General features: G+C 58.4%; 12 protein-coding genes. 2 read left to right on the plus strand and 10 right to left on the minus strand.

Going from position 1 to position 11,835, the window contains the following annotated elements; translation table 11 throughout:
* Positions 1-2 precede the first annotated feature (2 nt).
* The 8 genes from LGT41_RS12625 to LGT41_RS12660 all read right to left on the minus strand — a co-directional run bounded on the left by LGT41_RS12625 (position 3) and on the right by LGT41_RS12660 (position 8,081).
* Positions 3-1,151 (minus strand): ABC transporter permease, encoded by a 1,149-nt coding sequence (locus LGT41_RS12625; RefSeq protein ID WP_274127246.1) that lies wholly within the window; start codon positions 1,149-1,151, stop codon positions 3-5.
* 9 nt (positions 1,152-1,160) lie between these two features.
* Entirely contained in the window at positions 1,161-2,207 is a 1,047-nt protein-coding gene (locus tag LGT41_RS12630; RefSeq protein ID WP_274127247.1) for an ABC transporter permease, read from the minus strand.
* Positions 2,208-2,320: 113 nt separating this feature from the next.
* On the minus strand, positions 2,321-3,967 hold the full coding sequence (locus LGT41_RS12635; protein ID WP_274127248.1) for an ABC transporter substrate-binding protein: 1,647 nt from the start codon (positions 3,965-3,967) through the stop codon (positions 2,321-2,323).
* A gap of 161 nt (positions 3,968-4,128) precedes the next feature.
* Positions 4,129-4,968, minus strand: a complete 840-nt coding sequence (locus LGT41_RS12640; RefSeq protein WP_274127249.1) for an AraC family transcriptional regulator — start codon at positions 4,966-4,968, stop codon at positions 4,129-4,131.
* A 60-nt stretch (positions 4,969-5,028) separates the two neighbouring features.
* Positions 5,029-5,946 (minus strand): tRNA (adenosine(37)-N6)-dimethylallyltransferase MiaA, encoded by a 918-nt coding sequence (gene miaA, locus LGT41_RS12645; RefSeq protein WP_274127250.1) that lies wholly within the window; start codon positions 5,944-5,946, stop codon positions 5,029-5,031.
* Entirely contained in the window at positions 5,947-6,336 is a 390-nt protein-coding gene (locus tag LGT41_RS12650; protein WP_274127251.1) for a DUF6165 family protein, read from the minus strand.
* Complete coding sequence (locus tag LGT41_RS12655) at positions 6,329-7,792, minus strand: hypothetical protein (protein WP_274127252.1); 1,464 nt, start codon at positions 7,790-7,792, stop codon at positions 6,329-6,331. Before LGT41_RS12655 ends, LGT41_RS12650 begins: the two co-directional genes overlap by 8 nt.
* A 61-nt stretch (positions 7,793-7,853) precedes the next feature.
* Complete coding sequence (locus LGT41_RS12660; protein WP_274127253.1) at positions 7,854-8,081, minus strand: hypothetical protein; 228 nt, start codon at positions 8,079-8,081, stop codon at positions 7,854-7,856.
* A gap of 189 nt (positions 8,082-8,270) precedes the next feature.
* On the opposite strand from LGT41_RS12660, the gene LGT41_RS12665 reads away from it, so the two are divergent.
* A complete protein-coding gene (locus LGT41_RS12665; protein ID WP_274127254.1) occupies positions 8,271-9,080 on the plus strand; it encodes an FkbM family methyltransferase in 810 nt (269 codons plus the stop codon).
* Positions 9,081-9,271: 191 nt separating this feature from the next.
* Positions 9,272-10,324, plus strand: coding sequence for a DUF475 domain-containing protein (locus tag LGT41_RS12670; RefSeq protein WP_274127255.1), 1,053 nt, complete (start codon positions 9,272-9,274; stop codon positions 10,322-10,324).
* On the opposite strand, the gene hflX is transcribed toward LGT41_RS12670, so the two are convergent.
* Positions 10,325-11,551, minus strand: coding sequence for a GTPase HflX (gene hflX / locus LGT41_RS12675; RefSeq protein ID WP_274129727.1), 1,227 nt, complete (start codon positions 11,549-11,551; stop codon positions 10,325-10,327).
* A 42-nt stretch (positions 11,552-11,593) separates the two neighbouring features.
* Positions 11,594-11,833 (minus strand): RNA chaperone Hfq, encoded by a 240-nt coding sequence (gene hfq, locus LGT41_RS12680; RefSeq protein WP_274127256.1) that lies wholly within the window; start codon positions 11,831-11,833, stop codon positions 11,594-11,596.
* Between the last annotated feature and the right edge of the window lie 2 nt (positions 11,834-11,835).

Below are 11,835 nucleotides of genomic sequence, written 5' to 3' on the forward strand. Positions count from 1 at the left end.
GCTCAGTCCTTCAGGCTTTGTTCGCGCAGGCCATCGGCCAGCAGGTTCAGGCCCAGAACAAGGCTCATCAGGGCAAGGGCGGGGGCCAGCGCGGCATGGGGATAGATCGCCATGAGCTGGCGGCCCTGGTTGATGGTTGAACCCCAATCCGGGCTTTCGGGCGAAACGCCAAGCCCGAAAAACCCAAGCGTGCCAAGCAGAATGGTCGTATAGCCGATGCGCAGGCAGAAATCGACAATCAAGGGGCCACGGGCATTGGGCAGAATTTCCCATAGCATGATATACCATTGCCCTTCGCCACGGGTTTGCCCGGCGGCCACATAGTCGCGGGTCTTGATATCCAGCACCAGACCGCGCACCACGCGAAACACCGTTGGCGCATTCACGAAGACCACCGAGACGAAAACAATCAGGATGTTCGGCGCCATCACTACAAGGCCAAGCGGGTCGGCGTTAAAGGCAAGGCCCGCATAAAGCCAGAACCCGATGACCAGCGTGATGCCCACATAAAGGTTCCGCTTTGGGGGCTGCGTGTAATATTTGCTGTTGATCAGGATCACGATGAACAGGATGGGAAACAGGAACAACACCGCCGCCAGATACATCGGAATGCCGGTTTCAACGATTTCGGGCGTAACAAGCAGGTAAAACAGCAAGATCACCGGAAAGGCCAGCACGAGATTGGCAAGGAAGGACAGGCCCGTGTCGAGCCGCCCGCCGCGATAGCCCGCCGGCAGGCCCAGCGTAATGCCGACCATATAGGCAAACAGCGTGGCCGCCGGGGCGATTTTAAGCACGTCGCGCGCCCCCATGACCATACGCGAGAACACATCGCGCGACAGGCTGTCGCCGCCCAGCAGATAATGGCCGCCATCGCGCAAGGCGGTGCCGGGGGGTTTGTTCTTCATGCCGCTGCCAAGCGCCAATGGGTCATGCGTGATGATGATATCGGCCATAAAGGCGGTCAGCACCCAAAACAGCACCAGGCCAAGGCCGATCATGCCGATCGGGCTGTCAAACAACTTGCCGTAAAGGCCAAGCTTGCGCTTGTAGATCATGGACAGCGCATAGATCGCCACCATCGCCAGCCAGACGGGCCAAAACTGCACGAACATTCCAGCGAGGATTCCACCCCAGGACAGATCTTCCATCGTGGTCTCCTATGAAATTCGGATGCGCGGATTTAGAAACACATAGCCGATATCGGATATCAGCTGCGTGACCAGCACCACGAACACCGCCACGACCGAACAGCCGAGCAGGGTTTCAATGTCGTTATTGCCCGCCGCCTGCACCAGCGTCCAGCCAAAGCCCTTGTAGTTGAACAGGGTTTCGACGATCACCACGCCGTTCAGCAGCCACGGGAATTGCAGCATGATCACCGTGAAGGGCGCAATCAGCGCATTGCGCAGCGCGTGTTTCATGACGATGTTGCGAAAGCTCACACCCTTGAGGCGCGCCGTGCGGATGTATTGGCTGGTCATCACCTCGGTCATGCTGGCGCGGGTCATACGGGCGATATAGCCCATGCCGTAAAGCGCGATGGTCAGCACCGGCAGGAAGAAGTTTTCAAACGTCACGCCATCCATTGCGCTGGTGGCCGTGCCTTTGAACCACTTCAACCCCACGGCGGAGGAGGCGAAAATCACCACGAAAATGACGCCAGACACATATTCGGGCGTGGCCGTGGTCGCGATGGAAAAGGTCGAAAGCGTGCGGTCGGTGCGCGAGCCTTCGCGCATCCCCGCAAGCACGCCCAACAGCAAAGCACCCGGCACCATAAGCACCATCACCCAGAACATGAGAATGGCCGTAAGGCCAAGGCGCTTGCCGATAATCGTGCTGACATCTTCCTTGAAAACCGACGAGAACCCCCAATCACCCTGCAAAACGCCGCAAAACCGCGGCGCTTCCGCCGGGTTCTGGCCCGCATCAATGCAGCGCCCCGTTACCGTGCCGTCATCGGCCACAGTGCGCCAGCCGGGGGCCACGCCAAGCCATTCGCCATAGCGGATGATCAGCGGCTGGTTGAAGCCGCGCTTATCGAGCCAGCTTTCGACCTGCGCATCGGACATGCGCGCATTGCCTTCGGATTTGGCCAGCTTTTCAAGATTGGGGGCGAGGTTGGTCAGAAAAAACACGATGAAGGTCAGGCACAGAGCCGTCAAAATCATCGTTGCGACCCGCCTGAGCAGGAATGGCAGCATCCACGATCCTTTCCGGGGTGCAACAGTGTCAGCCTCTGCGCACCCGATGCGCAATTTTTATTGGTGTCGCCAGGTGAAAAAGGGCTGCATTTCTGCAGCCCCTTTCCCGAGTTTCAGCTTTCGAGCCACCACTTGTAGTGATGCATCTCGAATGTGGCGTGAATGGGCGCATCCATCACGCCCTCGCGCGCATGGCGGTAGATCGAGCGCCAGTAGGGCTGGATCAGCACACCGTCATCCTGCAACAGCTTCTCGATTTTCGCCATGACCACGCGGCGTTTATCGGCATCGGCAATTGCCATCGCCTCATCGAGCAGGCTGTCAAACTCGGCGTTGGAATAGGCGGCCTCGTTCCACGGCACACCCGATTTATAGGCCAGTGCCAGAATTTGCACACCAAGCGGGCGCATGTTCCATTCGGTTGCCGAAAACGGAAACTTCGTCCAGTCGTTCCAGAAGGTCGAGCCGGGCAGAATGGTGCGTTTGATGTTGATGCCCGCATCGCGGATTTGCGCGGCAACCGCATCGCACGAACCGGACTGCCAGGCATCGTCAATCGAGATCAGCTCGAACTCGGTATCCGCATGGCCCGCAGCATCAATTTCCGCCTTGGCCGCAGCCGGATCAAAGACAAGCGGCGGCAATTCGGCATATTCCGGGTGAATCGGGCTGACATGGTGGTTTTCAGCAGGCAAGCCCAGCCCGGCATAGCCAAGCTCCAGCACAACCTCGTTGTTCACGGTCTTTTGCAAGGCTTTGCGCACTGCAAGATTGTCATAAGGCGCGTTCAACTGGTTGAAGCGCACGGCCAGCGTGGCCGAGGTTACGGCTTCGGTTTTCACCCAGCCGAGCCCGTCGAACACATCGACAAAGTCGCCATCGGTGCGATAGGTCATGTCAATTTCGTCGGCATCGGCCGCCGAGGCCAGCGCAGAAGGATCGGTGCCAAGGTCGATGAATTCGACACGATCAAGATAGGGGCCGCCATACACCTCGGTGCCCCACCAGGGTCTGTCAGATTTTACAAGCACCTGCTTGACGCCCACCTCGTTGCTTTCCGGCATATAGGGGCCGGTGCCAATGGGGTTCATGCTCGGGTCGCCATTGTCATAGCTGGCATGAACCACGGCAGCCGGATAATCGGCCATGCCCGGAATGATCGTAATGTCAGGCCCGTTGAGGTTCAGTTGAACGGTCTGATCATCAAGCACCACGATCGCGCCTTCGCGCGCCATGTTGGTTTCCGGGTCGATCAGCGAGGACATGCGTGAAGCCATCGAGTTGCCCTCGACATCGCCTTCGCACCAGCGGGTAATGTTGTTGGCAACATCGGCAGCGGTGAACGGGTCGCCATTGCTCCAGGTAACACCGGGGCGCACATTCAGCGTATACTGGGTGGCGTCGTCATTCACGTCCCAGCTTTCCAGCAACATGCCGCGGAACGTGCCGTCATTGTTGTATTCAACCAGATATTCCAGCCAGCCGCGGCTGAAATTCGCCAGTTCCGACCAATCATAGGTGCGCGGATCTTTCAGCGCCTTGGTTTCCATGCTGACACGCAAGGTGCCGCCAGACTTGGCATGGGCGGCGGCGGCAACCGGGCTGTCGAGCCCGATCATGCCATAAGCAACCGTCGAGGCGACACCAAGCGCGCTGGCACGTGTCAGAAACTCGCGGCGGCTCAACTGGCCTGCGCGATATTCCTCGGCATACATGCCTGCGGCGCTGTGTGGTGTGGTGTGGTTATTGTCTTTCATCATCTTCTCCCGGTTAATTTTGTTTTGTCCCTTTGCTCCGGTTGGCCCGGAAACATGCAATTATCGTTTTGCTCAGGTCACCAGCAATGCTAGCGGAAACCGATATTGAATGCGACCGCTTATCGCAATTTTACGACAGATCGCAATTTCGTTTGGCCGAAATCTCAGTTCGCGCGGGGCTGGCCACGATGTGTGCGGCGGTATGCTTTTGGCGACTGGCCGATTTTTTCCGAAAACAGCCGCGTGAAATAGGCCGGGCTGGAAAAACCAAGCTCGTTTGAAATTTCACCTATGCGTGTGGAGGAGCGGGTCAGCATCAACCGGGCGGCTTCAAGCGTGCGGTCCTGAATGAGCTGCGTGGCGGGTTTGCCCGCCGTTTCGCGGCACACACGGGTAAGATGCGTGGTGGTGACACCAAGCTCGCGCGCATAATCCTTAACCGTATCGGCACTGTTATACCGGGCGTTCAGCCGCGCAATGAAGCGGCGCATCAGGCGGCGGCGGGCAGAATCCTTGCCGACATCCTTGCGCGTGGCATTCTGGTCCATGCGCGCATAAAGCACCGCCAGCATTCCCACCGAATAGGCCATAGCCGCCCCGCGAAACGGGTCATTGCTGACAAATTCATCCTGAATGCCGACAAAGGCCTTGGTCATCATATTCTGCGCCAGGGGCTTGGTAACGCTGGCCAGAACCGGCGCAAGGGGCAGGGGGGCGGGCAGATCGACCGGCACGGAAACCTGCCAGCCGGCAGCGCCAAGCGAAAGGTCGAGCAAATAAACCGTGTTGGCCGGCACGAAAATGGCGCTGTTGGGGCCAAACCCGTGCTGGGCACCGTCTATCATGATGCGCCCGCCGCCGCGGTTCACCCAAATCAACTGATGGCTGCTGTCATGGCGCGGGCTTTGCACGCGTGTGCCACCCATCGGCCCCACGCCCGCCAGTGCGAGCGAGCGCACACGCCCCCCGCATTCATTCAAATCGAGCTTCTCAACAGTATCCATTGGCGCGCCATATGATCGAAACCAACAAGAAATGCCAAGTTTCTAGCACTAAATCAACAATTATTGCGCGGCAATCATTTCCAGCGCGGCTTTGCGCTCGGCCCCTGTCGTATAGGCAAGCTGCGGCCAGTGGCCCAAACGGTTACGAAACCAGCTGCGCTGGCGCTTGGCATATTGCCGGCTGGCAAGCTTAGCTGCGGATACGGCGGCGGGAAGGTCGCGCTTGCCTTCAAGCACCTCAACCAATTCTGCCGCCCCGATGGCCCGGCTCGACGGCAAGGCGGGGTTCCAGCCGCGCACTACGGCGGCGCGCACTTCCTCCATTGCACCCTGGGCGAGCATCTGGTCAAAGCGCCGGGAAATTCGCGCATCAAGCACCGATGTTTCAACGTTGATAACATAGGTATTACAGGCGGTTATCGGCAGAAGCGGAGGTGACGCATCTGCCTGCCACGCGGCCAGCCCCTTGCCGGTTGCCGCCAGCACCTCCCAGGCGCGTTGCAGGCGCATCGGGTTGTTCGCATCAAGCCGCGCAAGGCTGCCGGGGTCGGATTTTTGCAGAATTTCAACAAAGCCGGCGGCACCGAGTGTTTCGCGCAAATCATTGCCACGGCGGCGCACATCATCCGGCACGGGCGGAATATCGGCCAAGCCATCGGTGAGTGCCGAGAAATACAAGCCCGTGCCGCCGACGATGATCGGCCTTTGCGCCGGTTCCTGCAAAAACGGCGCCACGTCACGCAGCCATGCGCCCACGGAATAGGGGACATCATGCGCGACATGGCCATAAAGCGCATGGGGCGCTGTGGCCAGATCGGCGGCATCGGGGCGCGCGGATAGCAATTGCCAGCAGTCATACACCTGCAGCGCATCGGCGTTGATGATGACCCCATCAAGCCTGTCCGCCAGTTCAAGCGCCAGCGCCGATTTGCCCGACGCCGTGGCACCTGCAAGCAAAATGGGCTTCTTTTCAGGCATTTACGCGCCTGTGCTGTAGATTTTCACTTCGTAAAGCGCCGCACCCGTTGCATCGTTGATCGCCCGTTTCAGCGCGGCGCGCTGGTCGTTGACCTTGTAAACCGAACGGGCGCGGGCCACAAAACCTGCGTCAAAATTGCCAGCCGCCTCGTCGGCGCGCAGCGCGTCTTCCACATCCCACAGGGTTGCATTTACCCTGCGCAACTGGTCGGGCAGGGTGCCAAGGTCGATTTGCGCAATTGGCGCAAGCGCCTGTTTCAACCCTTCAATTTCAGCCGATATCACCCTGGAATCGCTTATGTTTTTGCACTTGGCCGCCTTGAGTTCCAGTATGCTCAGCCGGTCATGGACCTCGCCCCATGAAATTTCGATGCGCGGCAGGTCAGGCATTTTGCAGTCTTTCTTTCACATGATCCATCAGCATATCAACCGAGGCGGCCCAATCATCGGGCGCGGGCTGGCGGATGATTTTGGTATTGGCATACCAGATGCTGCGGTCGATCGGCGGAAATGTCCAGCGCCAATCGGGGTAGCATTTGGCCAGCAGCACCCCGGGCAGGCCAAGCGCGCCGATCAGATGCGCCACCGAAGTATCAATCGTCACGATCAGATCAAGGCAGCTTGCTGCGGCGGCCGTGTCGATATAGGCATCCGGCCCGCTGTCAAGGTCTTCAAAAACCTCGATTATCTCATGCCGGGGCAGGGCGGCGATCTGCTCGATTCCCGTGCCCTTTTGCAAGGAAATCAGCCGCACGCCCTCAAGCTCGGCCAGGCGCGCCAGATGGTGCAGTGGAATCGAGCGGCCATAATCTATTGCCGCTTGCGCATTGCCCTGCCAGACGATGCCGATCTTGAAGCCGCCCGCGCCAATGCGCTTGCGCCAGCGTTCCAATGCTGCGGGTTCGGCGGTCAGATATGGGGCCGGGTCGATCGTTTTGACACCCAGAAGATGCGGCAGATCCATCAGCGGCACAACATAATCCGGGCAGCGGCTGCTCAAATCCATATCGAAGATTTCAACCCCGGACAGCCCAAGCGCCGACACGATCCGCTTCAGTTTCGGATGAACCAAATAGCCCAGATAGTCGGACATTCCAACCATATGCGGCAGATAGCGGCAGAACTGGAGAATGTCGCCAAAGCCCTGTTCGCCAAACACGACGATATTCTTGCCGCGCGCATCGTTCAGATCGCCCAGAAAGGGCACATCGAGCGCGGGCAGGGGGTTTGGTGGTTTTTCACGTTGGTAGAGCCTGAAAAACATCTCGCCAATATCGCCAGCCGCAATCGCGCGGCGCTGGAGCAGGAAATGCGGCGGGGCCTTCAGGGGTGAAATTGCATTGGCCTTGTCTAGCGCGGCCTGTGCGCGGTCATAAGCGCCGATTTCGGTTTCTATCCGCGCGGTCAGCGACAGGCCGACCGTGCTGTCGGGCACACGCGCCTGCAATTTTTCGGCAAAGTCAAAGGCCTCAGCAATCTCGCCCTTGCACATGGCCAGATGCCCAAGGGCCAATAGCGCGTCTGGCCCGTGTTCATCGCTTTTTACAAGCGCAAGATAACCAGCGCGCGCGGCGTCATACTGGCCACGACGCGAAAGCGTTTCGGCATATTGAAGCTGCAATTTCGGGCTGGATTGGCGCAAGGGCGAGCGCGACAGCGCCTGCTGGGCAACATCGGTCGCGTTGCGCGACGCTGCGCGGGCAAGCAGATCTTCCAGTACTTCGGCATCACTGATCGGCAGCGATGCCGCCAACATCAGATAACGGGTCGCGAGCGGCGTGCGGTTTTCATCCAACGCGGTTTGCGATTGCGCAATAAACGTGCGGGCTTGTTGGTTTACGTCCATAGACCCTCAAAAAAACGGCCCGCAATACGGGCCGTTTGTTTGAACGATAATTCATTCTGACTTAGTTTGGCACCGACGATGCCTGAATTGACGAATTGCTATCATCGCCGCCAGTCAGTGTCAGCGCCAGAATGGCGATGATTGCCAGCGGAATCAGCCAGCCGCCGGAGCCGTTGCGCATTGGCTCTTCAACCATTGTAACTTCGGGGGCGACATAAACGGCGGAACCGGCGCTGGCGGCGGTGGCCATTGCAGCGGCTGCTGCGGGTGCAAGAATGAGTGAACGCATGGAATTTCCTTTATACTGCTCTAGCTCACAGACAGGGTAGCGCGAAAAAGCTGATTTCGTCAACGCTTCGTTATGCTACAGGCACCAAACAGCCCATTGGCAGCGGCATTGTGCAGATTACGGGCATTTTCGGTTCAATCTTGCGGCAATTGGCCCTAAGACTGGTCCGGCCAATAGTTCGAGGATCGCATGTCACACGCCCCACGCCCGACCCTGGCTGCCGCGCGCAGCATCATTCTGGAAACGTTGAAACAAACCTCTGATGCGCTTGGCAAAGATGTCACGCGGGCGCGCGGCGGCCTGAACCAAACGCTGTGGCACGCACAGCAGGCGCTGGGGCTTGTGCCGCATTATTTTTCAGCCGCCGGGCAAGATATGTTGCTGGCGTCCCACATTTTCCCGCAGCAGCGTGGCGGCACGTTTGTCGACATTGGCTGCGGTGACGGAGCTACGGCATCTAACAGCTTTTATTTGGAGGTTTTTCGCCAATGGTCCGGCCTGCTTGTCGATGCGCGCGAAGCAGCGGTTCTGGCTGCTAAAGACTGTCGGCGCAGCACGGTTGTGCAAGCCGTTATAGGTGCTGCGGGGCAGGAGGGGGAATTTGTTTCGGCAAGCTCCAGCGCCGGCCACGCCTATGGACTGGCTGAAATACTGGATAAAGACTGGCTTGCAAGCCTTTGTTCGCAAACCGATTATTCGGAAACGCGCGAGTTGGTAACGACCCGGTCCATCAATGATGTGCTTTCCGAACACCAGATCGGCGCGATCGACTTTTTGGCGGTCAATCTTGCGGGTGGTGAAGTTGCGCTGGTCAATGATCTGGATTTTGCCAAATACCAGATCCGCGCCGCCAGCATTGAAAACGCGCGCGGCGATGATGCGTTAAGCCAGGCGATGGAGTCCAAGGGCTACGCCTTGGTCGACTATTTTGGCACGGCCGAAGTGTTTGTCGACCCGGATACACAGGCAAAACTGGTGGAATTGATGAATGATGTATGAAGTCTGCGCACGGTATCGTCAGGCTTTATTAACATAATATTGATTATGCGTTAATGACATGGCCGCGAAATGGGTGCGGCCCTGCTGCCCTTCAACCTATTTTCGGCGTCAGATATTGAATTCCGGCCATATGCGGATTAGGTCTGCATACGTGCATTCACGGCGCAACCGCGCCCCCAACCGGCCCGAACATGAAATCCACCGCCACCTATTTGAAATGGCCGATAATTATAACAATCATTGGCCTGGTTCTGAGTTTCTGGCTTGGCTATCGCACGCTTGGCGGCATTAGTGGCGGATTGTCCTTCCTGTTCATCGGCGCGGTTCTGGCGGTGCTGGAAATTTCGCTGTCCTTTGACAATGCGATCGTCAACGCCTCAAAGCTGAAGGACATGACACCCGCCTGGCAACGCCGCTTTCTGACCTGGGGCATTCTGATTGCCGTCTTTGGGATGCGCATAATCTTTCCGCTGGCGATTGTGGTCGTCGCTGCCGAGATTACCCCCTGGGCCGCGCTTGACCTGGCGCTGCGCGACCCGGTTGAATATGGCCGCATCATGAGTGATGCACATATTTCAATTTCGGCCTTTGGCGGCACATTTCTGATGATGGTCGCCCTCACCTTCTTCTTTGACCAGCAAAAAGAGGTCGACTGGATCAAGGCGCTTGAATGCCGCATACGCCGCTGGGCCTCGGTGCGGGGCTTGGAAATCGGGCTGGTGCTGGCGCTGGTCTTGACCTTCTCCGCCATTCTGCCCGACGAGGAATCGGCCAGCTTCCTGTTTGCGGCAATCGGCGGCATGGTCACCTTTCTGGCGGTCGAATTGCTCAGCAATATCCTCGATCGCGAATCCAGATCGGCCGACCTTGCGCGTGGCGGGTTTGGGGCGTTTCTTTACCTCGAAGTGCTTGATGCCAGTTTTTCCTTTGACGGGGTGATCGGGGCCTTTGCGCTGACCAACAATCTGCTGTTGATTGCAATCGGCCTTGGCATTGGCGCATTCTATGTGCGCGGGATGACAATTTTAATGGTCGAGCGCGGCACGCTGACCGAGTTTCGCTACCTGGAACATGGCGCGTTTTACTCGATTCTGGCGCTGTCGATCGTGATGTATGTCGAATCCGTTGCGCATGTGCCAGAGGTGTTTACCGGGCTTGTGGGGGCTTCGCTCATCCTCGTCGCGCTTTGGTCGAGCCTGCGTTACAACCGCCTGAACCCCGCGCAAAACCCGGCCGGCGAATAACTACAGCGTTGCGAACTGGTTTTTCTGCCGTTCGGTCCAGCGCACGGTCAGCGTAAACCCATCCTCATCCTGCGCTTCGTCTTGCACGAGTTTGCGGCTGAAAAGCCAGGCGCGGCGCTGGCCGGCATCATAGCCAAGGGTTATGGTTTCTTCGCTGGCAACTTCGGCCAAATGGCTGTCGATCGCATCGCACAGCGCATCCATCCCCTGCCCTGTCATGGCCGACATCACCACGGTATCACCATTGCGACCGGCGGTGTTTTCAAGCGCGCTGCGCGCCTCTGCATCCAGCAAATCAACCTTGTTCCACAGTTCGACCATCCGCTCGCCCTGTTCGGGGTCGATGCCAAGATCGCGCAGAATATCCAGCACATCCTTGGCCTGTTCCTCGGTTTCCGGATGGGCAATATCGCGCACATGCACAATCAGATCGGCGTCGAGAACCTCTTCAAGGGTTGCGCGGAACGCTGCCACAAGCTGCGTGGGCAACTCAGAAACAAAACCAACCGTGTCCGACAATATCACACGCCGCCCGCCGGGCAGGTCTATGGCGCGCATCGTCGGGTCGAGCGTGGCGAAAAGCATGTCTTTGGCCAGAACGTCTGCACCGGTCATCCGGTTGAAAATGCTCGATTTTCCGGCGTTTGTATAGCCAACAAGCGCCACAATCGGGTATGGCACCTTTTTGCGCGCCGCGCGGTGCAAAGCGCGGGTTTTCACCACTTTGGAAAGCTGGGCCTTGATGCGGATGATCTGGTCATCAATCGCGCGGCGGTCGCTTTCAAGCTGGGTTTCGCCCGGCCCGCCCACGGTGCCGGATGCCCCGCGCTGGCGTTCAAGGTGGGTCCAGCTGCGCACAAGGCGCGAGCGTTGATAGGTGAGCTGCGCCAGATCGACCTGCAAAACACCTTCGCGGGTTGCGGCACGATCGGCAAAAATTTCCAGAATCAGCCCGGTCCGGTCCAGAACCTTGACCTGCCAGACGCGTTCGAGATTGCGCTGTTGAACGGGCGAAAGTGGCGCGTCAACAATGACAAGTTCCACCTCTTCGGCCTCGAAACGGGCTTTAAGCTCGTCTATCTTGCCCGAGCCGATCAGCGTGCCGGCCACGCGCTTGGCCATTGGCACGGTGGCGCTGTCCACAATTTCCAGGCGCAGCGCACGTGCCAGCCCCTCGGCTTCGGCCAAGGCATGTTTGGGCAGACGGCGCGCGGTGCTGCGCGCCATATGCGGGTGAATAACGGCAGTGCGTGTGGTGGTTTCGGCCAATTACTGGCTGTCCTCGCCATCATAAAGCACAACCGGCTGGCTGGGCATTACGGTGGAAATTGCGTGTTTATACACAAGTTGCGCCGCCCCGTCGCGGCGCAGCAAAACACAGAAATTGTCAAACCAGGTAATGACACCTTGCAGCTTGACCCCGTTCACCAGAAATATCGTCACCGGGTTCTTGGCCTTGCGCACATTGTTGAGAAAGGCGTCTTGCAGGTTTTGCTTGTCGTTTGCCATGA

It is taken from the genome of Abyssibius alkaniclasticus, assembly GCF_020447305.1.
Lineage (GTDB): Bacteria > Pseudomonadota > Alphaproteobacteria > Rhodobacterales > Rhodobacteraceae > Abyssibius > Abyssibius alkaniclasticus.